Consider the following 21,521-nt stretch of genomic DNA (forward strand, 5'->3'; position numbering starts at 1 on the left):
CTCACCACCTTCCAGGACACCCGGTGAACGGCCCGCATGCTATCCACCGGCGGCAAGGGAAGAGACCAGCACCGCCCCACCCATGAGAACGACCACCTGCACGACCCCGGGAATGCGCCACCCCAGGGCGAGGAGCCCCCCACCGGTAAGCCCCGCGCCACCCATCAGAATCAACGACGCCTGCGAAGCCGCACTCGACGCCCCCGACGCACTGGCACCGGCACTGTCACTCTCGTAACTGTCGGCCCACCCCTCCATCCCGACAGCGAACACCATCCAGGCGATGACCATGAGATCGATGACGAGCAGGGCCACGGCAACCCCGACCTGTTGCCCGACCGACGGCCCCCGCGCCTGACGCTCTCGTAAGTACATACGGCCAGCATGCTGACGCAGCACGTCCTGCGCATGAGCACAGGTACTCACCTGCACCGCCCCCGGCACCGAGCGGCCGCCGTCGACGTGGCGGAGGATCACGCGCCACGCTGTGGAGTGCGCATCCTCTCCACCTGACAGGGCAAGCAACCCCGAAGCAGTACGAGCCGGTCGTCGGTTACGAGACGAGGGGACGGACGTCCTCGGCCACGAAGCGGACGAAGCCCTCGGGGTCCGGTTCATCGCCGGTGGGCTCGAGGATGACGGTGTCGGCACCAGCGGCGATCAGGCTGTGAACGGCCTCCGCCACCGCACCGGCGTCGCCGGCGACTCCCAGTTCGGGGATCTTGTCCGTGCCGGAGGCGGTGAGCTCGGCGTTGAGGCGGGCGACGGCGTTCGGCCCCGTGGCGGTGAGGAGATAGACGACCACCCGGTGCGGGTCGGTGCGACCGGCCGCCGCGCGGCCCTCGTCAATGAGCCGACGGGCCTCTCGTACGCCGTCCGGCGGGGTGGCCTCGCTGAGCAGCGTGCCGTCGGCGGCCTCGCCGGCCAGGCGCAGCGAACGGGGGCCGGTGACGCCGGCGAGCACCTCGGGGGCGGTGAGCGGAGGCCAGCCGAGGCTGACGTCGTCCAGTTTCACGTACCGCCCGTCGACGGTGACGCGCTCACCGCGCAGCAGCGCCCGGAGCGCGTCGATGTACTCACGCAACAGCGTGACCGGCGACTCGGCCCGCGCGCCGACCTGCCCCATCCAGTCCTGCACACCGTGCCCGACGGTCAGCGTGAAGCGCCCCGGAAAGAGCCGGTCCAGGGTGGCGGTCTCCATCGCGGTGAGGGCGACGTTCCGCAAGGGCACGGGCATCAGCCCGACGCCGACTCGCAGCCGCTCCGTCCAGGCGAGCGCGGCGGACGCGGTGGCGACCCCGCCCTCCAGGAAGCAGTCCTCCCACAACCACAGCTCCTCCAGCCCCGCCGCCTCGGCAGTACGGGCTACGTCACGCACTTTCTCGGGCGGCAGCTGAGGCCGCAGCACAGCACCAAGAGCAGTCATAGGTCCTTACCCAACTCCAGTGGTCCAGGATGGACAACCGCTTTTCCGGTTGCATGACGAAACGCGCCTCCACTGATCTCACAAGCTCAGGTCCCGTTCCGCGAACTCCGCCCTCAGGGGAGGGGATCTACCACCCGCACAGAACCGGTCTGTCGGCCCGTCGTCAGCTCCGGCTCAACCGCCGCACGATGGCCTCCAGCAGCTCATCCAGCGCCGCAGCGCGTGTCCGGCCCTTTGGTCGGGCCAGCCCTACCCGGCTCGGTGAGACCCCGCGGACCGGACGGAACACCACGTCCGGGTGGGAGTAGAAACGGGCCGTCGACGCCGGGGCCAGCGTTACGCAGCCGGCGGCCACCGCTCCGAGCCACTCGTCGGGCCGACTGGTAACGGCGCCGACCCGGACTGGGTGCCCTTCCCGCTCCTCCGCGGCCAGCCAGTGCTCCCTCCAGGCGCCGGTCTCGGCTCCGGCCGCGACGAACGGCTCGTCCCACAGCTCCCGGAACTCCACCGTCCCGCTGTTCGCCAGCGGATGCCGGGCCGGCAGCAGCACGCCACGCTCCTCGACGAACAACTCCCGCACGTGCAACCCCTCCTGCCCCGGAAACGGCAAACGCACCACCGCCGCATCCACCTCACCCCGGGCCAGGCCGGCACTCGGGTCCGACCAGTCGAACTGACGCAGTTCCACCCGCCACTCCGGCTGTGCCTGGCGGAACTCGGCGATGACCTCGTGGACGGCGCCCACGGCGCCCGCGTCCAGGAAACCCAGGCGCAGCATCCGCGCCGCCCGGCCGGTTGCCTGTACCGCCTCGTCCCAGCCGTCCAGCAGGGCGGGCACCCGCGCGGCGAGCTCTCGACCAGCCTCGGTCAGCGCCATCCCGGACCGCGAACGCGCGAAGAGCGGTACCCCGAGATCGTCCTCCAAGCGCCGGATCTGCTTGGTCAGCGCGGGCTGCGAGACGAACAGTCTTTGCGCCGCCCCGGTCAGGCTGCCCTCCTCCGCCACTGCGGCGAAGTACCGGAGCAGGCGCGTGTCCACGTCCATTCCACCAGGTTATAGAAGCAGGTATTGGACGGTGCCGAAGCTCCTGCGGACCCTGAAGGCATGACCGGTACCCCGCTTGCATTCCTCGTCGTCACCTTGTTCACCGCCGCTCTCAACGTCGGTATCGCCGCAGCCGACCTCGCCGGGGCGCGCTTCGTGCTGGCCAACTCGGCACAGGTGGGTGTGCCTCGATCCTGGCTGCCCTGGCTGGCCGGCCTCAAGCTGGCTGGTGCGGCGGGCCTCCTCCTCGGCCTCTTCGACGCGGCACTGCGCCCCCTCGGTGCCGCCGCGGCCTGCGGTCTCGTCCTGCTCTACCTGGGCGCGCTCGCCGTCCATCTGCGCGCCCGCGTGCTCTACAACCTCGCGTTTCCCGGTTTCTACTTCGCCACCGCCGTCGCCTCGTTGGCCTTGACCGTGTCCTCCTGATGGCGGCACCGCTCAACGTTCGATGAGAACACTCAACCTTCGCTGCGGCAGGTCAGCGGGCTGTTCGGGGCGCGACCGCCACAGGTCGAACTCGAGGTGCTCGACGTCCGTGAACCGGACCTCTTCCAGGCTGCCGGCGCGGCGGCCGCCGTCTGACCCCGCAGGAATACTCGGCGGTTCGGCGGGAGATCGCTCCGCCCCACATCGGACGGGCACGAGCGCCCCACCGCACCCTCGTCATCGTCGTCGTGCCCGCTACGTCCCCCAGAGGCACCGTCATGCCCGACGAGCCTCACGCTGAACCCGGCGTATCTCTCTCACAGTGAGTGCTCCGGCAGTGGCCGTCCCCATGGCAGGGAGAACCGGAAGCAGCACCCAGATTCCCCACGCGACGAGACCTCTTTCCACGGGTTCGTAACCGCCCCACGGTTTACGCACTACTCGAACGATCTCTCCCGGGTGGCCTTCGTACTGGACCTTCACCGTGTGCGTCTCATGGCCCACCTGCGGGCCGCTGCATATGGAGCGGCTTCCCGCGCGCCCTGCGCTCTCGCTATGACACTCTGCGAGTCGCACATGAACGGCGTCTCCCCACAGCTCCAGCCGCGCGAGGCCGGTGATCACAGTCCAGGCCAACACCGCGGTACCCAGCAGGGTAAGCAGGCTGTAGCCGGTGATCGCACGCCCTCGGCCCTTTGTCATAGGCACAGCATGCCGCCCGGTCATCTGATCAGGGGACGCTGCCTCAGAGAGCGGAAGATACCGCCCGCTCGCGTTGGAATGGCCAGGTGCCGTGCGAGGCCCGGAGGTCGTGCGGGGTCACGTCGGTCAGTCCGGCCGCCGAGACAGCGGGGTCGAAGTCAAGGTTCTCGCCGACCAGGAGGAAGCCGCCGCGCTCCGCTCCGCCGGGCGCGCTTCCCGGCTCCGCTCCTGCCTCCGGTGGGGGCGCTCAGGCTCCGAGATGGCGGGGGCGCCGCTTGCGAGTGCCGGCCGGAGTAGTGGCGCGCGCGGGGAGCTCCCATCCCGCCTGCCGTCGGCCCAGGCAGAGCCGAGCAGACGCGGCCCCTGGGGTCCAGGTCGTTCGTACAGTGGCGCGCTCCACCTGGACGCCAGGAACCACGCCCGCTCCACGGTGTGTGGGTCGACGGCAGACGGGATGGGAGCGGGGTGAGGTGCGGGTCAGGAAAAGAGTCTGGTGCGGGCGTTTGGACCGCCACAAAGGCCACTTCGACTTTTCCGCTGATCCGGCAGACAGGCGCTGAACGCGTCGGACATACTGCCTTCGTTGGGTCCAAGTCCCTCTCTTGTGCACCGAGTTGATTCTGGCAAGAGAAGGGAACACCCATGCGCCTTGCGCGAATGTGGTGGCGCCTCCTGGAGGCGCTTCGATCCAGGTGGGCAGAGGTGGGAGGACACTCCGCCAAGGTCTTCGGAGCAGCACTCGCGTGGTTTCGGTCTCTTAGGACCAGCGACCGCGTGCAGAGCTGGTTCCACCAGGTGTCGGTTCAGGTAGTAGGCGCTACCACTTCCGCAGTCCTGGTCTGGGCACTGACACGCGGTCGCTAAATCACAGGGACGGCCCCTCGCTCTGCACCGACATGTGGCGCGGGGGGCTCGACCACCGGGGCGGCAGCCAGGCAGCTGAAGCCCAACCCCACCCAAGCGCATCTCAAGATGCGCTCGATGTGACACGAGATTAGCGCGCACCCCAATTAGCGCGCAGGCCGTTTCACAAAGTTGCCAACTTAATTTGAATCTAACTCGGCATCTAAGTCTGCAACCATTTGAGTGCACATTCGTTCACTCAAATAGGATTGCGCACGTCTATGAGGTCGTGCCCCACTCGTGCCCGATGGAGCGGGAAGCCACGGGGAACACCGGGCAACCTCAGGGCACCCGACGCGAGAGCGGCCCCTGACCAACTACCAGGTCAGGGGCCGCTCACACTGCTCTCAGCGCGGAGGCGGTGGGATTTGAACCCACGGTGACATCGCTGCCACGACGGTTTTCAAGACCGTTCCCTTAGGCCGCTCGGGCACACCTCCCCGCGCCGGCCGTGATCGGCGGGCGCGGGGACAAGGGTAACGGGTCGGTGCCCGCCGGTGTGGGTCAGTTGTCGCCGACGCGGGAGCCCAGGGTGACGTCGACCGTGTGCTGCTTGCCGCCGCGCTCGTAGGTGATCGTGACCTTGTCGCCGGGCTTGTGGGTCCAGATCTCGCCGATCAGCGTGGGACCGGAGTCGATCACCCGGTCGTCGAGCTTGGTGATGACGTCGCCGGGCTTGAGGCCCGCCTTGGCGGCCGGACCGCCCGGCTCGACCGGTGTGGCGGCGCCGCCCGCGCCCTGCTTGGAGATCTGCGCGCCGCCCGAGGTGTCGTCCAGCGAGACGGACGCGCCGATCTTCGCGTACACCGGCTTGCCGGTCTTGATCAGCTCCTGGGCGACGTACTCGGCCTGGTTGATCGGGATGGCGAAGCCCAGGCCGATCGAGCCGGACTGGCCGGTGCCGAAGCCGCCGTTGCCGGTGGACTGGATCGCGGAGTTGATGCCGATGACGTTGCCCTGCGCGTCCAGCAGCGGACCGCCGGAGTTGCCCGGGTTGATCGAGGCGTCGGTCTGCAGGGCGCTCATGTACGACGCCTGGCTGCCGCTGCCGTCGCTGGAGGCCACCGGGCGGTTCTTGGCGCTGATGATGCCCGTCGTCACCGTGTCGGACAGGCCGAAGGGGGCGCCGATCGCGATGGTCGCGTCGCCGACGGCCACCTTGTCCGAGTCGCCGAGGGTGAGCGGCTTGAGATCGCCGGGGGCGTTCTTCAGCTTGATGACCGCCACGTCGTAGCCCTGGGCGTTGCCGATCACCTCGGCGTCGTACTTCTTGCCGTTCGGGAAGGTGGCGGTGAGTTTGCCGCCGTCCACGGCGTCCGCCACCACGTGGTTGTTGGTGATGATGTGGCCCTGCTTGTCGAAGACGAAGCCCGTGCCCGTGCCACCCTCGCCGCTGGTGCCCTCGGCCTCGATCGTGACCGTGCTCGGCAGCGCCTTGGCGGCCACGCCCGCGACGGTGCCCGGGTCGCGCTTGACGTCGCCGCCGCTGGTGGAGGCGGAGACCGTCGTCGAGCCGGTGCTGTCGTCGTTGTTCTTCGCCAGCGTGTAGCCGAGGCCGCCGCCCAGGCCGCCCGCGACCAGCGCGGCCACCAGGATCCCGGCGATCAGACCACCGCGCCCGCGGCCGGACTTCGGCGCCGGCTGCTGGTACGACGAACCCCAGCCGCCCGCGCCGTAACCGGATCCGCCGTCGCCGTGCGACGGCGCGGTGGGCGGCGGGGGCGGGGGCCACGACGGGTCGGGCGCGGAGGAGGAGACGCCGGGACGGCCGGCGTCACCGGGAGCGCCCTGCCCGTGGCCGGGCTGTCCCTGGGGGTCCTGCCCGTACGGCCCCTGCGGGGCCTGGCCCTGGGGCGCCGGAGCAGCGGGAGCGTCCACCGGCACGGGGGGTGCGGACGGGGCGGGGGGTACCGCGGTGCCCTCGTTCTCGGTGCTCACAGCTTCTCTCCTCGATCCACGGCTGTTTCCTGGGTCGCACTGGGTACCGCTTCTCGCGCCGGTCGACGGGTCCGGCGCGACACTGCTGTGCTTGTCCCTTTGTATGCCGTCAGCTTTTCCCACGGGCCGTCAGAGCACCATAAGCGGTGGCTGTGGGTCCGGGGCCATTCTTTATATAGGTCATTACTGGCGAAAAGGATGCAATCCCAATGCCTCCGTCCGGACCTGCGAAGCCGTCGGGCCCGTCCGACCGGACGCGTACCCGCACACGGTGGCACCATGACGCGGTGACCCACGCACGGCAGCATGTGATTCAAGTCGTCGCCCACCGCGGGGCCTCCGAGGACGCCCCGGAGCACACCCTGGCCGCGTACACCAAGGCGATCGAGGACGGCGCGGACGCCCTCGAATGCGATGTGCGCCTGACCGCCGACGGCCACCTGGTGTGCGTGCACGACCGCCGGATCAACCGTACGTCCAACGGCCGCGGCGCGGTCTCCGCGCTGGAGCTCGCCGACCTCGCCGCCCTGGACTTCGGCTCCTGGAAGACGCGTGAGGCTTGGCGGGGGCGCGACGAGGAGCCCGACTGGGAGCACCGCCCGGAGGACCGCGAGGCGACCTCCGTGCTCACCCTGGAGCGGCTGCTGGAGCTCGTCGCCGACGCCGGGCGCCGGGTGGAACTGGCCATCGAGACCAAGCACCCCACCCGCTGGGCGGGGCAGGTCGAGGAGCGGCTGCTGGTCCTGCTGAAGCGGTTCGGCCTGGACGCCCCGGCCTCGGCCGAGGAGTCGCCGGTGCGGGTCATGAGCTTCTCGGCGCGTTCGCTGCACCGCGTGCGTGCCGCCTCGCCCACACTGCCGACGGTCTACCTGACGCAGTTCGTCACGCCCCGCCTGCGGGACGGGCGGCTGCCCGTGGGGGTGCCGATCGCGGGTCCCTCCCTCCGCATCGTGCGCAATCATCCGGCCTGCGTCACGCGCCTGAAGCGGGCCGGCCACCAGGTGCACGTGTGGACGGTGAACGAGCCCGAGGACGTCGAGCTGTGCGTCGGCCTGGGCGTCGACGCCATCATCACCAACCGCCCGCGCGCGGTGCTCGACCAGCTCGGCCGCTGACCCTCCGTGCCGGCATGACACCACACAAGTCCCACCAGACCCGTGCACACCCCTTGACCCGCGTCCCCGCCAGACGGGATCCTCCGATCTCGGCCACACCGATGAAATCCAGCCACACGATCACAGGGAGTGCTCCGGCGCGTTCGGTCCGTGTCCGGTCGTGGTGAATGCGTCACCGGAGATGGATTGGCCGGTTTCCGGTACAGGCCAATGGGGCATCCACACCGTGGCGTGGGGCGAAGGAGGTCTCGGGGGTGGCGTTGGTGGTGGCACAGGAGGTGCCCACGTCGTCGAGCATGGCCGTACCCCATGGCCCTGCGGGCGTGGGGGAAGCGAGACACCGTATGCGTGCGCAGTTGCGCAGAGGTGGCGTAGCGGAATCGGTCATCGACGACGCCGTACTGATCCTTTCCGAACTCTTGAGCAACGCGTGCAAACACGGCCGGCCCCTGGGCGACGCCCTGTCCGGTGACGGCGACGTCCGTGCCGCGTGGCGCGTGGACCCGACCGGCCGGCTCATCGTCGAGGTCACGGACGGCGGCGGCCCGACCCGCCCCGCCCCGGCGACCCCGTCGGTGACGGCGCACGGCGGCCGCGGGCTGAACATCATCACCGCGCTCGCCGACGACTGGGGCGTCCGGGACGACATCCGCGGCGAGGTCACGGTCTGGGTCGTCGTCCACGACGACGTGTACGACCCGGACGCCGGCCACCGCCGCGACGACTTCGCGACGCGCGTCGCCGCCCCGGCGGTCTCCCAGATACCCGGCCTCGACTTCGCGGACGCCTTCGACGACATGGACTGAGGCGCGGTACGCCACGACGGGCCCGAGGTTGTCCACAGGGCGATGGACCCGGGGTCGTCCACAGGACGAGGGACGATGGACCCAGGGTCGTCCACAGGACGACGGACGACTGACCCGGGGTTGTCCACAGGACCCCGTCGCCCGGGGCACGAACGGCTAGGCTCGCGACCGTACGAGACGAGCCGCAACCGGGAGACCCACCGATGGCCAAGAAGCGACCCCAGACGAAGGCCAAGCGCCCGCAGACCACGGCCGGGGCCCGCGCCGCAGGCGCTGACGGAGCCGTGCCGGTCGTCGGTGCCCGCGAGCCCTGCCCCTGCGGCAGCGGCCGCCGCTACAAGGCCTGTCACGGCCGGGCCGCCTCCCACGCCGCGACCGAGCTGGTGCACCGCCCCTTCGAGGGCCTGCCCGGCGAGTGCGACTGGGTGGCCCTGCGCGAGCTGGTGCCGGCGGCCACGGTCGAGCTGACCCTCAAGGACGGCCTGCCGGAAGGCGTCCCCGCGGTCACGCTGGCCACGGTCCTGCCGATGGCCTGGCCCGCCCTGCGCCGCGACGACGGCTCGGTGCTGCTCGGCCTGCAGAACGACACCGCGTCGGGCGACATCAGCCGCGACCTCGCCGACACCCTCCAGCGCGCCCTGGAAGCCCAGCCGGGCACGCCCGTGCAGGGCCGCCGCGCCCCGGCCGACAGCCCGCGGCTGCAGGACCTGCTCGACCCGCAGGGCGCCTTCGAGCCAGAAGTGCACAGCGGCTTCGAGTTCTGGGTCCCGGATGCGGAGAACGCCACACCGGAGGTGACCGCCTCCCTGGAGCGGGCCAACGCCGCGGCCATCCCGACGGTCAAGCTCCAGGGCGTGGACGCCGCGTACTGGTGCGAGACGCCGGAGAAGAACCACCTGCGGTGGGTCATGCCCCATCCTGAGGAGCAGCTTCTGGACGCTCTCGCGCGGCTGCACGCCGCGGGCCGCTCCAGCCTCGGCGAGGGCACGCGCCTGGTCGGCTCCTTCCGCGCTCACGGACTCACGGTGCCGGTGTGGGACCTGCCCAGCGGCGTCTCGGCCGAGGACGTGGAGAAGCCGGCGGCGGAGTTCGCCGAGCGTCTCGCCGCCGCCCTGGCGACGGACGCGCCGCTCACGGCGGAGGAGCGCCGGGCGCGCGGCGGCCTCACCAACCGGCAGGTCACCCTGAGCTGACGGCTCGCCGCGGGATCCGGCCCGGCCGTTCCACCGGCCGGACCGGATTCCTGTGCCTGGTGGTTCACAACTCCCGGCAGGGACAAGCCAGTCGGTGACTGGAAAGGCGAGATCGAATTTGCGAACCGCCGATCTCTTGTTACCGTTCCTGTAGCCCGGTTGCTGGTGCATCCCCCGTCGCCAGCAACCGGGTCTTTCCATGCGCGCTCGATCTCACCCAGCGCAGCCGCTCGTCAACTGACCGTCCAGACAGGCGCGTTGCTCCCCGATCGCAGCAGCAGCGGCCCTCGTCCGCCCCGCCGGGCGAACTCCGCGACCGCCGTGTAGGCCGCCAGCTCCCCCCGCGTGGGCTCCCGGGGCGTCTCGCACGCGCCCGGCTCGTCCCCGGCCCCCACCGCGCACGTCATCCGCACGGTCCGGTCGTCGGGCCCCATCAGGCTCAGAACGGCCTCCAGCGCCTCCCCGGTCGCGTTGCGGTAGTAGGTCCGCGCCCAGGTGACCGCGCCCTGCGTCACCACGCAGGTCTGCGCCTCGATGCCGTCGGGGGAGGAGAGTTCGGGCCCGCAGCGCACCGCGGCGGCCACGACGGAGGGTTCCTCGCCGTCAGCGGCCGGAGCGCGACGTACGGCGCCGGAGGGGGAGGTACGTGCCTCGGCGCCGCCCACGGAACGCACGGATCCCGTGGATTTCTTGGACCCCTCCGATGGCACGGACCCCGCCGACGCCACCGCCAGCGGCAGTGCGACCGCGCACGCCGCCACGACGCCCGTGAGGGCGAGGAGTCGGGCCTTTCGGGAGTCCCGGGCGCGCCCCCGGGCATGACGCGGCATGGCCCCGGAACATAACGCGCCGGGGCGGGCGCGGGGCTCGGCGCGCCCGAGGGTCCTAGAACTCGGGCGCGCTCACACCCGTACGAGTGAGGGCCTCGACCACGGCGTCCACCACGGCCTCGACATCGGGCACCCACGGCGAGGCGGAGCCGGGCAGCGGCGCCCGCTCCCAGCGGATCTCGCCCTGGCCCGTCCCGGACGGCGGCAGCGCCAGGTAGCCGCCCTCGCCGTGGAAGCGGAGGGAGCCGGGGACGAAGTCCTTGGCGTAGAGCAGTTCGCCGAGCTGCTCCATGGAGTACGGCTTCACGAGGATCGCCCAGCGCGTGGGCGAGGCGACGACCGGGCCGAGCCGCATGCCCGAGCGGTCGAGCGCTTCGAGGGCACGGGCGGCCGGCAGGGCCGGCAGGGAGACCGCGCAGGGGGCCTTGCCGCCGGTGGCCAGGATGATCGGCGCCGTCGGCCGGTTGCTCCACCACCAGCGGACCATGCGCTCGTCGGTGGTGGCCGCGAGGAGGCCGGGGTCGAAGGGGTGCGCGCCGGGCACCGTGCAGTCGGGGTCGGGGCAGCTGCAGCGGGAGTGCCCCTGCGGGTCCGCCGCCACGCCCGGGAGTACGGGCCACTGCCATTCCGTCGCGTAGGTCAGGGCCGCGCCGATCGGCTCAGGCCTCCCGTCACTGCGCTGGAACAGGAGCCTGCGTCGCCTTCCAGGGATCTCGCGCATGAGCGCTCGTCCTTTCCGTTGCACGCCTGGCAACACCGTGGTCCACATCACAACATGTGTCGATCACTTCACTGTGCGTACCTGTTGGCGCATCACACCCCTACCATGAGCAAGGGGAACCCCTATGGGTCGAGCAAGGGCTGCCTCCGCGGCCGTCCCGCCCATACTGCGTGTATCAAAAGCACGGGCGTGGCGTAGGGGTGGCGAAGTATGGCGTTTGCCGTCGCGCGTATTTCTCTCCGCCTCCGCCACGGGAGGATGGGGCACGGTCGTCGGTGGATAGGACGCCCGGTTCCGTCACCAGGTTCCGGGTGGTTCCCAACCACCCCTGGCCTTCACCGAGTACGTACCCATCACGACCGCTGTGACGCTCCGTCGAGCAAGCCCAGTCGACCGCAATAAGCCGTCACCTGCGGCAGTTTTAAGCCAACTTTGCATTTCCGTAAGAAGAAGGAGAGTTGTCCCCTCGGGCCTCACGGACACCAGGAATCCCAGCAGGACAATGCTGGACATCTCCTCACGAGTGCGTGTACATGTGGAGACACTGCTAGCGGCGCAGAATGACATGGGGGTTTGCGATGCTTTGGAGCAGTACGCGCCGGTCGGAAGGCCGGACGCCATGAACGCCCCGCACCCTCCGAAAGTGGCTGGAATCGATTCAACGGTTCCGGCTCCCGCACACACTGTCGCGCCCGTCGCGGGTACCGCCCCGGCCGCCCCCGCAAACCCACCGGCCCCGCCCGGCGCGGTTCTCCAGGACCGACTCGCCGGCTGGGTCTCCGACCTCACCACGCTGCACGAGCTGACCGAACGCCTGGCCCGCACGGCCGCGCTCGACGAGGCACTCCAGGAACTGCTGCGGGCCGGCGCCGCCCTGGTCGGCGCCCGGCGCGGCCTCGTCGTCCTCGAGCCCGGCGACGGCCTCGGCCCGGACACCACCATCGGCCTGGGCCTGGCCCGCGCCGACCTCGGCCACATCGAGACGGTGCCGCGCAGCGCCCTCTCCTACGGCCGGATCCTCGAAGGCCTCCCGGGCGGCGAGGGCGGGATCGCCGACCCCGACCTGTTCGCCGAGGAGGGGCTCGACCCCCGCCACCGCGAGGTCGCGGCCCGGCTCGGCTACGCCGCCAGCTACACCCTCCCCCTGTCCACCGACACCGCCGGCCGCCTCGGCGCCGCCGTCTGGCTCTACGACGAACCCGCCGAACCCGGCGAGCGGCCGCGCCACCTCGCCGGCCTGTACGCCCGGTACGCCGCCGAGCACCTGGCCCGGCTCCTGGAGCTGGAGCGCACGCGCACGTCCATGGCGACCATGTCGGACGAGCTGCTGCCCTCCCGGCTGCCGCGGGTGGCCGGTGTGCAGCTCGCCGCCCTGCACCGCACCGGCCCGCGCGGCGGCGGCGACTGGTACGACGCGCTGCCGCTGCCCGACGCCGCCCTCGGCCTCGCCGTCGGATCGGTCACCGGGGCGGGGCCCAGCGCGGTCGCCGCGATGGGGCGGCTGCGGGCGTCCCTGCGCGCGTACGCCGTGATGGAGGGGGAGGACCCGGTGGCGGTCCTGTCCGACCTGGAGCTGCTGCTGCGGCTGACCGAGCCGGCCCGCTCGGCCACCGCCCTGTTCGGCTACTGCGAACCGGCCGCCCGCAAGATCACGCTGGCCGGTGCCGGGCACAGCCCGCCCCTGCTGATCGGAGAACGCCGCACGGAGTTCGTGGAGACGTCGGTCTCGGCCCCGCTGGGCATGCTCGCCTGCTGGGAGGCGCCCAGCGTGGAGATCCTCGCCGAGCCCGGGGAGACGGTCCTGCTGTACACCGACGGGCTGCTGCACCGCACCGGCGAGGCCACCGACCGGGCCTTCGCGCGGCTGCACGCGGCGGCGGCCGGAGTGCCCCGGGCGCTGCGCCGCGACCCCGGCGCGATCGCCGACCACGTCCTGCGCAGCGTGCTGCCGGACGGGCTGGACGCGGCGGACGGCGCGGAGGACGTCGTGCTGCTGGCGGCCCGCTTCGAGTAACGGTCCTCGTCATCGGCCCGGGCCCCCTTCCACGCCGCCGTAGAGTGGACGGTGGTCCAGTGCCGTATCGAGGAGGATGACCGTGGCGGAGGAGCTCACACCGGCGACCCCGGACGAGAGCGAAGAGCCGATCAAGCAGCGGAAGAACGGACTGTACCCCGGCGTGTCCGACGAACTGGCCGAGAACATGAAGAGCGGCTGGGCCGACACCGAGCTGCGCGACCTCCAGCCCATCCCCCAGGCCGCCGAGACCGCCGCCCGCCGGGCCGCGCTGTCCGCGCGCTTCCCGGGCGAGCGCCTGGTGATCCCCGCGGGCAACCTCAAGACCCGGTCGAACGACACCGAGTACCCCTTCCGGGCCTCCGTCGAGTACGCCTACCTCACCGGCAACCAGACCGAGGACGGCGTCCTCGTCCTGGAGCCCAAGGACGGCGGCCACGAGGCGACGATCTACCTCCTGCCGCGCTCCGACCGCGAGAACGGCGAGTTCTGGCTGGACGGCCAGGGCGAGCTGTGGGTCGGCCGCCGGCACTCCCTCACCGAGGCCGAGCAGCTGTACGGCATCCCCGCCTCCGACGTGCGCGAGCTGCCCGGGGCGCTGCGCGAGGCCACCGGGCCGGTGCGCGTCGTGCGCGGGTACGACGCCGGCATCGAGGCCGCGCTGACCGACAAGGTCACCGCCGAGCGCGACGAGGAGCTGCGGGTCTTCCTCTCCGAGGCGCGGCTGGTCAAGGACGACTTCGAGATCGGCGAGCTGCAGAAGGCCGTCGACTCGACCGTGCGCGGCTTCGAGGACGTCGTGAAGGTCCTCGACAAGGCCCAGGCGACCTCCGAGCGGTACATCGAGGGCACGTTCTTCCTCCGCGCGCGCGTGGAGGGCAACGACGTCGGCTACGGCACGATCGCCGCGGCCGGACCGCACGCCTGCACGCTGCACTGGGTCCGCAACGACGGGCCCGTGCGATCGGGCGACCTGCTGCTGCTCGACGCGGGCGTGGAGACGCACACGTACTACACGGCCGACGTCACGCGCACGCTGCCGATCAGCGGACGCTTCAGCGAGATCCAGAGGAAGATCTACGACGCCGTGTACGAGGCCCAGGAGGCCGGCATCGCGGCCGTGCAGCCGGGGGCGAAGTACCGGGACTTCCACGACGCCGCGCAGCGGGTGCTCGCCGAGAGGCTCGTGGAGTGGGGGCTCGTCGAGGGCCCGGTCGAGCGGGTGCTGGAGCTGGGGCTGCAGCGGCGGTGGACGCTGCACGGCACGGGTCACATGCTGGGCATGGACGTCCACGACTGCGCCGCCGCGCGGACCGAGACGTACGTGGACGGCGTGCTGGAGCCGGGGATGTGCCTGACCGTGGAGCCGGGCCTGTACTTCCAGGCCGACGACCTGACGGTCCCGGAGGAGTACCGCGGCATCGGTGTGCGGATCGAGGACGACATCCTGGTCACCGAGGACGGCAACCGGAACCTGAGTGCGGCGCTGCCGCGGCGTGCGGACGAGGTCGAGGCCTGGATGGCGTCCGTCCAGGGCTGAGTTTCGGGGGCGGGGGCGCGCCTTCCGGTCGGGTCGGTCAAGAAACAGCAGGTCAGCCGTAGTTGACGTGTGAGATCATGACCGACCTTGCCGGGCCGACTCGGGGAACAGGCGCGATCACCATGAAGAACGCTCAGACGGCACTGACCATGCAGGACGCCATCCTCACCCTGCAGAGGTACTGGAGCGACAACGGCTGCATGATCACGCAGCCGTTGAACACCGAGGTCGGAGCCGGTACGGCCAACCCGGCCACGGCGCTGCGGGTGCTCGGCCCCGAGCCGTGGAGCGTCGCCTACGTCGAACCGAGCGTGCGGCCGGACGACTCGCGCTACGGCGAGAACCCCAACCGGCTCCAGACCCACACCCAGTTCCAGGTCATCCTCAAGCCGGACCCGGGCAACCCGCAGGAGCTGTACCTGGGCAGCCTGCGCGCGCTCGGCGTCGACCTGAACGCGCACGACGTGCGGTTCGTCGAGGACAACTGGGCCTCACCGGCGCTCGGCGCCTGGGGGCTGGGCTGGGAGGTCTGGCTGGACGGCATGGAGATCACCCAGTTCACCTACTTCCAGCAGGTCGGCGGCGTCGCCCTGGACCCGGTGTCGGTGGAGATCACCTACGGCCTCGAACGCATCCTGATGAACCTCCAGGGCGTGTCGCACTTCAAGGACATCCTGTACGCGCCGGGCATCACCTACGGCGAGGTGTTCGGGCAGAACGAGTACGAGATGAGCCGCTACTACCTCGACGACGCCGACATCGACACCAACCACCGGCTGTTCGAGTCGTACGCGGCCGAGGCGCGGCGCCTGCTCGACCTGGAGCTGCCGGTCCCGGCGTACACCTACGTCCTCAAGTGCAGCCACACCTTCAACGTGCTCGACGCGCGCGGCGCGATCAGCACCACCGAGCGGGCCAAGGCGTTCTCGCTGATGCGCGGGCTGACGCACGAGTCGGCGAAGCTGTGGGAGCGGCGGCGGGCCGCGCTGGAGCATCCGCTCGGGGTCGCGGCCGCGCCCGCCCCGGCCGAGCGGGCACCGCTGCCGAAGGTGCCCGGCGTGGAGACGCTGCTGTTCGAGATCGGCGTGGAGGAACTGCCGTACGCCGAGGTCCCCGCCACCACCGAGGCCGTGCGCGAGTCGGTCACCGCCAAGCTGGCCGCGACCCGGCTGGGGCACGGCGCGATCACCGTGATGGCCACCCCGCGCCGGATCGTGATCACGGTCGAGGGCGTGCAGCCCCGCGAGCGGGACACGATGCGGACCGTGCGCGGCCCCAAGGTCGCCGCCGCCTTCAAGGACGGCGCGCCCACGCCCGCGCTGCTGGGCTTCGCCCGCAGTCAGGGCGTCGAGCCCGCCGACGTGCGGGTCGTCGAGGTCAAGGGTGTCGAGCACGTGGCGGTCACCCGGCACGAGCCGGGGCGTCCGGCCGTCGAGGTGCTCAGCGAGCTGCTGGCCGAGGTCGTGTCCGGGCTGCGGGCCGGGCGGAACATGCGGTGGAGCGATCCGGGGCTGTCGTTCTCGCGCCCCGTGCGCTGGCTGCTCGCGCTGCTGGGCCGTACTCCCCTGCCCGTGGTGGTCTCCTCGCTCTCCGCCGGCGACACCACCCGGGTCCAGCGCCAGGCTCCCTACCCGGAGGTCCGGGTCACCTCCGCCGAGGGCTACCCGCACTTCCTGCACATGCACGGCATCCTGCTCGACCGGGAGGCCCGGCGCGGGGCGGTGGTCCGCGGGGCCCTGGAGGCGGCGGCCGAGGTCGGCGGGCGGATCGACGTGGAGGACCAGGCCGGGCTGATCGACGAGATCACCGACATCCTGGAGTTCCCCTACGCCGTGCGCGGGTCGTTCGACGAGCGCTACCTCGAACTGCCCGCGAGCGTCCTGACCACCGTGATGCGCAAGCACCAGCGCTATCTTCCCGTGCTCGACGGCGAACGCCTCATGCCGCACTTCGTCACGTTCGCCAACGCCCTGTGCGACGACGACGTGGTGCGGGCGGGCAACGAGGCGGTGCTGCGGGCCCGTTACGAGGACGCCGCGTTCTTCTGGCGGGCGGACCTGAAGGTGGCGCCGGAGGAGTTCCGGCGGCGGCTGGACAAGCTGACCTTCGAGGACCGGCTCGGTACGGTCGCCGACCGCGCCGACCGCATCGCCGCCCTCGCCCTGAACCTGGCCGGGCGGGCCGGTCTGCCGGAGGAGGCGGTGGAGGTCGTGCGCCGCGCCGGTGCGCTGGCGAAGTTCGACCTGGCCTCGCAGATGGTGATCGAGTTCTCCGGGCTGGCCGGGGTGATGGCCGAGGAATACGCCCGCCGGGCCGGCGAGTCCGCCGAAGTCGCCCGGGCCCTGGCCGAGATGGAGCTGCCGCGCTCCGCCGGCGGCGCCCTGCCCGCCGGTGACGCGGGTGCCGTGCTGTCACTGGCCGACCGGTTCGACCTGGTGACGGGCATGTTCGTGATCGGGGCCGCGCCGACCGGGAGCTCCGATCCGTACGGGGTGCGGCGGGCCGCGATCGGACTGCTCAACGTGTTGCGGAACGTGCCCGCCGTGGCGGGCGTCCGGGTGAGCGACGGGCTGCGCGCGGCGGCCGTACGGTACGCCGCGCAGGGCGTCGAGGTGCCCTTCGAGCGGGTCGCCGAGGCCGCCGAGCTGATCACCCGGCGCTACGAGCAGCAGCTCACGGACGCCGGGCACGAGCACCGGCTGGTCCAGGCCGTCCTGGTGCGGGCGGACCGGCCCGCCCAGGGCGATCGCACGCTGGCCGCGCTGGAGCGGCACATCGGCAGCGAGGCGTTCGAGGCGCTCACCGCGGCGCTGCAGAGGGTGGTGCGCATCCTGCCCGAGGAAGAGTCCTCGGGCGATGCCGACCGGTCCCTGCTGACCGCGCCCGCCGAGTTGCGTCTCGCCGAGAGCGCGGAAGCCGTACGCCAGGCCCTGCACGGCCGCGAGGACGACCTCGACGCGCTGGTGGAGGTCTCCGCCCCGCTGGTCGAGGCGATCGGCGCGTTCTTCGACGAGGTCCTGGTGATGGACCCCGACCCCGCGGTCCGTGCGGCGCGGCTGGCGCTGCTGGCGGAGGTGGCGGGGCTGGCGCGGACGACGCTGGACTGGGGTGCGCTGTAGGACGGAGGGGCACGAGCGGTGTTTCACGTGAAACACCGCCCCGCCGGTGAAGACCGCCCCGCCGGTGAAGACCGCCCTGCCGGTGAAGACCGCCCTGCCGGTGGGACTCAGTCCCTGGGCGCCGTCCGCGGAACCTCAGACCGCCACCAGCGGGGCGTCCTCGCGCCACTTCAGGACCTTGTCGAAGCTCACCACGGCTCCGCCCCGGCCCGGCTTGTTGCCGATGTGGACGTGGTCGGCGAGCTCCTCGATGAGGCACAGCCCTCTGCCGTGCTCCGCGTCGTCGTGCGCGGGGCGGATCTGCGGGCGGGACCGGCCGGCGGAGGCCGCGGGGAACCCCGGACCCGCGTCGGCGACCTCGATCCGGCACTTCTCGCCGTCGAGGTACGCGGTGACCCGGTACGCCTCCGAGCCGGGGCCGCGCCCCGCGTCCCCGCCGTGCTCCACGGCGTTCGCGCAGGCCTCGCTGAGAGCGACGGAGAGGTCGTAGGAGATGTCCGGGTCGACGCCCGCGGTCTCCATCGTGCCGATGAGAAGGCGCCGGGCGAGCGGCACGCTCGCAGCTTCGCGCCGCAGATGGAGTGACCACCAGATGCTCATGCTCCAGCCTCCTGGCCGCGGCTCGACATACCGTTACGTATTGCCCTCAGTCCCCGCGTGTAAGCGTGAAGTTGACGTGAGGCCGCCCATACGGCGGATGCGCGCTGGTCCTGATCGGTGTATGTGGGGGCGGACGTCGACGCACACGGGGGCGCGGACAGCGGCGCATCAGGGGGGCGCCTGGGGCCAGAGGGTGACGTTCCGGTCGTACGGCATCTTGCGGACCTGCCGCACGAGGCCTCGGGGGCCAGTGCGATGATGAGCCCGCCATGACTGCCCCCCACGCGCGCGCGACGCGCTCCGGACACACGCTCCGGATTCTGCGGGCCGCGGTGTTCGCCGCGGTCTGCGTCGTGCTGGCCGGGGCAGGTCACGCGCTCGCCTCCTGCGACGGTATCCCGCTGTGGACGCTGGGCGCCGGGTTCCTCGGAGTGGCCGCGGTGGCGGCCCCGCTCGCCGGGCGCGTGCGCTCGCTGCCGGGGATCGCGGTGCTGCTCACGGTCGGCCAGACGGTGCTGCACACACTGTTCGGCATGGGCCAGCACGGTTCGGCCGCCGCCACCTCCTCGGTGCAGCCGGGCGTGAGCGACGCCGCGCTGGTGCAGCAGGCCGCGCGGCTCCTGTGCGGCACGACGGCGGCGGCGATCAGCCCGGCGCAGGCCCACCGGATCCTCACCGACGCCCGGCTCCAGCCCGCTCCGGACGCGCACATGACGCATCTGGACGCCGCGTCGGGCTCACTGTGGCCGTCCCTGCCGATGCTGCTCGGTCACGCCCTCGCGGCGATCGCCGCCGGCTGGCTGCTGCGCCACGGCGACCTGGCCCTGCTGCGCCTCACCGAACTGTCGGCGCAGGGTGTCGCCGAAGGGGCGCTCGTACGCTCCCTGCGGGCCGCGCTCGCGCTGGCGCGGGCCCTGCGCGCCGGTCTCCCGGGAACGCCGGAGACCCCTCGGCGCACCGCGCACGCCGTGCGGCCCGCGCTCGGCATGCCGCGCACCGACGCGCTCCAGCACACGGTGATCCGGCGCGGTCCGCCCGCCGTCGCGGTTTCCGCACTCGCCCTCGCCGCCTGACGCGACGCGACCACCACTCCGCCGAGGAGGGGCCGCCGTCGTGCGGCACGCGCGCGTGCGCATCCCTCCGGTCCTTTCCCCATCGACTCACAGCGGAGTGCCCCTTCCATGAAGGTTTCCCGTATCGCCGCGGCCGGTGCCGCCGCCGGTGTCACCGTCCTCGCCCTGTCCGCGCCCGCGTTCGCGCACGTCACCGTGCAGCCCGAGGGCACGGCCGCGAAGGGCGGCTACGCGGTCGTGGACTTCAAGGTCCCCAACGAGCGCGACAACGCCTCGACCACGAAGCTCGAGGTCAGCTTCCCGACCGACCACCCGCTCGCCTCCGTCATGCCGGAGCCGATGCCGGGCTGGAAGATCGAGGTCACCAAGTCCAAGCTGGACAAGCCGCTCGAGATGCACGGCGAGAAGATCTCCGAGGCCGTCACCAAGGTCACCTGGACCGCCGACGGCAAGGGCATCGAGCCCGGCTACTTCGAGAAGTTCCCGGTCTCCATCGGCACCCTGCCCGAGGACACCGACCAGCTGGTGTTCAAGGCCCTCCAGACGTACTCCAACAAGGAGGTCGTCCGCTGGATCGAGGTGCCGCAGAAGGGCCAGGAGGAGCCCGACAACCCGGCCCCGGTGCTGGAGCTGTCCGCCGCCTCCGAGGACGGGCACCACGACAGCGCGGCCGGTGACGACTCCGGCACCGGGTCGGCCGAGAAGGCCTCCGCCGACACCGCCGCCTCCGACTCCGCCTCGTCCGACAACACCGACACCACCGCCCGCGTCCTGGGCATCGTCGGCATCGTGGTCGGCGCGGCCGGTGTCGCCTACGGCGTGCTCGCCGGGCGTCGGCGCACCAACGCCTGAGGCTGTTTCCGTTGCACGGCGCGCGCCGGGTCACCGCCCTCGCGGGGCGCCCCGGCGCGCGCCGGGTCACCGACATCTGGGACATTTTTCTATGCGCACCAAGACCTTCGCCGCGGCCGCTCTGCTCGCCGCCGCCTCCCTGACCCTGACCGCCTGCGGCAGCGGCGACGACAGCAACAAGCCCGTCGCCGTGGTGTCGGAGGAGGCCGGCTCCGACAAGGCCGCCACCGTCCTCGACAAGCCCTTCGAGAAGCCGGACCTGGTCCTCACCGACACGCAGGGCAAGAAGTACGACCTCCGCAAGGAGACCCAGGGCAAGCCCACGCTGATCTACTTCGGCTACACCCACTGCCCCGACGTCTGCCCGCTGACGATGAACAACATCGCCGTCGCCAAGAAGCAGCTGCCCAAGGCCGAGCAGGACGACCTGCGCGTGGTGTTCGTCACCACCGACCCCCAGCGCGACACCCCGGCCGAACTCGGCAAGTGGCTCAAGGGCATCGACGCGCAGTTCGTCGGTCTCACCGGCGACTTCGCGACCATCCAGGCCGGTGCCCGCACCCTCGGCATCTCCATCGATCCGCCGCACAAGGACAAGAACGGCAAGATCGTCTCCGAGCACGGCACCCAGGTCATCGCGTTCTCGCCGAAGACCGACGGCGGCTATGTGCTCTACGGCGAGGACGCCACCGTCCAGGACTACACCAAGGACCTCCCCAAGATCGTCAAGGGGGAGAACCCGTGAGGCGGCGACTCGGCCCCGCGGCACTCGTCATAGCCGGGGCGCTGGCCCTGGCCGGCTGCGGCGGCTCCGACTCGGGCGACGACGGCGGCTCGGGCGGCAAGGCGGAACTCTCCGTCGGCGCCGCCTACATGCCGCAGCCGGTCTCCGACGAGATGGCGGCCGGCTTCCTCACCGTCACCAACAAGGGCGGTGCCGCCGACGAGCTGACCTCGGTCACCAGCGACATCGCCGGGCAGGTCACCGTGCACGAGACCACCGGCGGAGCCATGCGGGAGGTCAAGAGCCTGGAGATCCCCGCCCACGGCCGGCTGGTGCTGAAGAGCGGCGGCGACCACCTGATGTTCGAGCAGCTGAAGCGCAAGCCGAAGGAGGGCCAGACCGTCTCGGTCGAGCTGCGCTTCGCCCGCTCCGCCCCCGTCAAGGTCGAGATGCCGGTGAAGCCGGCGACCTACACCCCGAAGACCGGACACTGA

General features: G+C 71.6%; 18 protein-coding genes and 1 tRNA gene. 11 read left to right on the forward strand and 8 right to left on the reverse strand.

Annotated features, from left to right (window positions below; translation table 11 throughout):
• Window positions 1-39: 39 nt before the first annotated feature.
• The 3 genes from C1703_RS19305 to C1703_RS19315 all read right to left on the reverse strand — a co-directional run bounded on the left by C1703_RS19305 (window position 40) and on the right by C1703_RS19315 (window position 2,471).
• Window positions 40-477 (reverse strand): hypothetical protein, encoded by a 438-nt coding sequence (locus C1703_RS19305; RefSeq protein ID WP_232840530.1) that lies wholly within the window; start codon window positions 475-477, stop codon window positions 40-42.
• Between the two features lie 76 nt (window positions 478-553).
• Window positions 554-1,426, reverse strand: a complete 873-nt coding sequence (locus tag C1703_RS19310) for an LLM class flavin-dependent oxidoreductase (protein WP_114254046.1) — start codon at window positions 1,424-1,426, stop codon at window positions 554-556.
• Window positions 1,427-1,589: 163 nt separating this feature from the next.
• Window positions 1,590-2,471, reverse strand: coding sequence for a LysR family transcriptional regulator (locus C1703_RS19315; protein WP_114254047.1), 882 nt, complete (start codon window positions 2,469-2,471; stop codon window positions 1,590-1,592).
• A gap of 60 nt (window positions 2,472-2,531) precedes the next feature.
• Between C1703_RS19315 and C1703_RS19320 the strand changes: the two genes are divergently transcribed.
• Window positions 2,532-2,897 carry a DoxX family protein gene (locus C1703_RS19320; protein WP_114254048.1) on the forward strand — a complete coding sequence of 122 codons (366 nt, stop codon included), beginning with the start codon at window positions 2,532-2,534 and terminating at the stop codon, window positions 2,895-2,897.
• Window positions 2,898-4,855: 1,958 nt separating this feature from the next.
• On the opposite strand, the gene C1703_RS19335 is transcribed toward C1703_RS19320, so the two are convergent.
• Window positions 4,856-4,942 (reverse strand) — tRNA-Ser (locus tag C1703_RS19335).
• Between the two features lie 64 nt (window positions 4,943-5,006).
• The gene (locus C1703_RS19340; protein ID WP_114254051.1) at window positions 5,007-6,440 is read right to left on the reverse strand and encodes a trypsin-like peptidase domain-containing protein; all 1,434 of its coding nucleotides are present in this window, start codon (window positions 6,438-6,440) and stop codon (window positions 5,007-5,009) included.
• A gap of 287 nt (window positions 6,441-6,727) precedes the next feature.
• Between C1703_RS19340 and C1703_RS19350 the strand changes: the two genes are divergently transcribed.
• From C1703_RS19350 to C1703_RS19360, 3 genes are all read left to right on the forward strand, one after another.
• Entirely contained in the window at window positions 6,728-7,555 is an 828-nt protein-coding gene (locus C1703_RS19350) for a glycerophosphodiester phosphodiesterase (protein ID WP_114254052.1), read from the forward strand.
• A 167-nt stretch (window positions 7,556-7,722) separates the two neighbouring features.
• On the forward strand, window positions 7,723-8,361 hold the full coding sequence (locus C1703_RS19355; protein ID WP_114254053.1) for an ATP-binding protein: 639 nt from the start codon (window positions 7,723-7,725) through the stop codon (window positions 8,359-8,361).
• A 203-nt stretch (window positions 8,362-8,564) separates the two neighbouring features.
• The gene (locus tag C1703_RS19360) at window positions 8,565-9,554 is read left to right on the forward strand and encodes a DUF5926 family protein (RefSeq protein ID WP_114254054.1); all 990 of its coding nucleotides are present in this window, start codon (window positions 8,565-8,567) and stop codon (window positions 9,552-9,554) included.
• A gap of 233 nt (window positions 9,555-9,787) precedes the next feature.
• Here C1703_RS19360 and C1703_RS19365 read toward each other — a convergent pair whose 3' ends face one another.
• Together C1703_RS19365 and C1703_RS19370 are read right to left on the reverse strand one after the other, a co-directional pair.
• On the reverse strand, window positions 9,788-10,384 hold the full coding sequence (locus tag C1703_RS19365; RefSeq protein ID WP_114254055.1) for a hypothetical protein: 597 nt from the start codon (window positions 10,382-10,384) through the stop codon (window positions 9,788-9,790).
• A 55-nt stretch (window positions 10,385-10,439) separates the two neighbouring features.
• On the reverse strand, window positions 10,440-11,105 hold the full coding sequence (locus tag C1703_RS19370; protein WP_114254056.1) for a bifunctional DNA primase/polymerase: 666 nt from the start codon (window positions 11,103-11,105) through the stop codon (window positions 10,440-10,442).
• Window positions 11,106-11,607: 502 nt separating this feature from the next.
• On the opposite strand from C1703_RS19370, the gene C1703_RS19375 reads away from it, so the two are divergent.
• The 3 genes from C1703_RS19375 (at window position 11,608) to C1703_RS19385 (ending at window position 17,778) form a co-directional block, all read left to right on the forward strand.
• The gene (locus tag C1703_RS19375; protein WP_114254057.1) at window positions 11,608-13,119 is read left to right on the forward strand and encodes a PP2C family protein-serine/threonine phosphatase; all 1,512 of its coding nucleotides are present in this window, start codon (window positions 11,608-11,610) and stop codon (window positions 13,117-13,119) included.
• Window positions 13,120-13,195: 76 nt separating this feature from the next.
• Window positions 13,196-14,659, forward strand: coding sequence for an aminopeptidase P family protein (locus tag C1703_RS19380; RefSeq protein ID WP_114254058.1), 1,464 nt, complete (start codon window positions 13,196-13,198; stop codon window positions 14,657-14,659).
• A gap of 122 nt (window positions 14,660-14,781) precedes the next feature.
• The gene (locus C1703_RS19385) at window positions 14,782-17,778 is read left to right on the forward strand and encodes a glycine--tRNA ligase (RefSeq protein ID WP_114254059.1); all 2,997 of its coding nucleotides are present in this window, start codon (window positions 14,782-14,784) and stop codon (window positions 17,776-17,778) included.
• A 135-nt stretch (window positions 17,779-17,913) separates the two neighbouring features.
• Here the strand turns inward: C1703_RS19385 and C1703_RS19390 are convergent, their stop codons facing one another.
• Window positions 17,914-18,378: an ATP-binding protein gene (locus C1703_RS19390; protein ID WP_114254060.1), complete on the reverse strand. Its 465-nt coding sequence runs from the start codon at window positions 18,376-18,378 to the stop codon at window positions 17,914-17,916.
• A gap of 269 nt (window positions 18,379-18,647) precedes the next feature.
• Between C1703_RS19390 and C1703_RS19395 the strand changes: the two genes are divergently transcribed.
• From C1703_RS19395 to C1703_RS19410, 4 genes are all read left to right on the forward strand, one after another.
• Window positions 18,648-19,451 carry a hypothetical protein gene (locus tag C1703_RS19395; protein ID WP_114254061.1) on the forward strand — a complete coding sequence of 268 codons (804 nt, stop codon included), beginning with the start codon at window positions 18,648-18,650 and terminating at the stop codon, window positions 19,449-19,451.
• 108 nt (window positions 19,452-19,559) lie between these two features.
• Window positions 19,560-20,303 carry a YcnI family protein gene (locus C1703_RS19400; RefSeq protein WP_114254062.1) on the forward strand — a complete coding sequence of 248 codons (744 nt, stop codon included), beginning with the start codon at window positions 19,560-19,562 and terminating at the stop codon, window positions 20,301-20,303.
• 91 nt (window positions 20,304-20,394) lie between these two features.
• The gene (locus tag C1703_RS19405) at window positions 20,395-21,048 is read left to right on the forward strand and encodes an SCO family protein (protein WP_114254063.1); all 654 of its coding nucleotides are present in this window, start codon (window positions 20,395-20,397) and stop codon (window positions 21,046-21,048) included.
• Complete coding sequence (locus tag C1703_RS19410) at window positions 21,045-21,521, forward strand: copper chaperone PCu(A)C (protein WP_114254064.1); 477 nt, start codon at window positions 21,045-21,047, stop codon at window positions 21,519-21,521. Before C1703_RS19405 ends, C1703_RS19410 begins: the two co-directional genes overlap by 4 nt.

It is taken from the genome of Streptomyces sp. Go-475 (assembly GCF_003330845.1).
In the GTDB taxonomy this organism is placed as follows: Bacteria; Actinomycetota; Actinomycetes; order Streptomycetales; family Streptomycetaceae; genus Streptomyces.

Coding starts and splice junctions, on each gene's coding strand:
- C1703_RS19310 (WP_114254046.1), bottom strand. CDS start 1,426: ATGACTGCTCTTGGTGCTGTGCTGCGGCCTCAGCTGCCGCCCGAGAAA.
- C1703_RS19390 (WP_114254060.1), bottom strand. CDS start 18,378: ATGAGCATCTGGTGGTCACTCCATCTGCGGCGCGAAGCTGCGAGCGTG.
- C1703_RS19395 (WP_114254061.1), top strand. CDS start 18,648: ATGACTGCCCCCCACGCGCGCGCGACGCGCTCCGGACACACGCTCCGG.
- C1703_RS19375 (WP_114254057.1), top strand. CDS start 11,608: ATGCTGGACATCTCCTCACGAGTGCGTGTACATGTGGAGACACTGCTA.
- C1703_RS19365 (WP_114254055.1), bottom strand. CDS start 10,384: ATGCCGCGTCATGCCCGGGGGCGCGCCCGGGACTCCCGAAAGGCCCGA.
- C1703_RS19370 (WP_114254056.1), bottom strand. CDS start 11,105: ATGCGCGAGATCCCTGGAAGGCGACGCAGGCTCCTGTTCCAGCGCAGT.
- C1703_RS19315 (WP_114254047.1), bottom strand. CDS start 2,471: ATGGACGTGGACACGCGCCTGCTCCGGTACTTCGCCGCAGTGGCGGAG.
- C1703_RS19380 (WP_114254058.1), top strand. CDS start 13,196: ATGACCGTGGCGGAGGAGCTCACACCGGCGACCCCGGACGAGAGCGAA.
- C1703_RS19355 (WP_114254053.1), top strand. CDS start 7,723: ATGCGTCACCGGAGATGGATTGGCCGGTTTCCGGTACAGGCCAATGGG.
- C1703_RS19400 (WP_114254062.1), top strand. CDS start 19,560: ATGAAGGTTTCCCGTATCGCCGCGGCCGGTGCCGCCGCCGGTGTCACC.
- C1703_RS19320 (WP_114254048.1), top strand. CDS start 2,532: ATGACCGGTACCCCGCTTGCATTCCTCGTCGTCACCTTGTTCACCGCC.
- C1703_RS19360 (WP_114254054.1), top strand. CDS start 8,565: ATGGCCAAGAAGCGACCCCAGACGAAGGCCAAGCGCCCGCAGACCACG.
- C1703_RS19405 (WP_114254063.1), top strand. CDS start 20,395: ATGCGCACCAAGACCTTCGCCGCGGCCGCTCTGCTCGCCGCCGCCTCC.
- C1703_RS19385 (WP_114254059.1), top strand. CDS start 14,782: ATGAAGAACGCTCAGACGGCACTGACCATGCAGGACGCCATCCTCACC.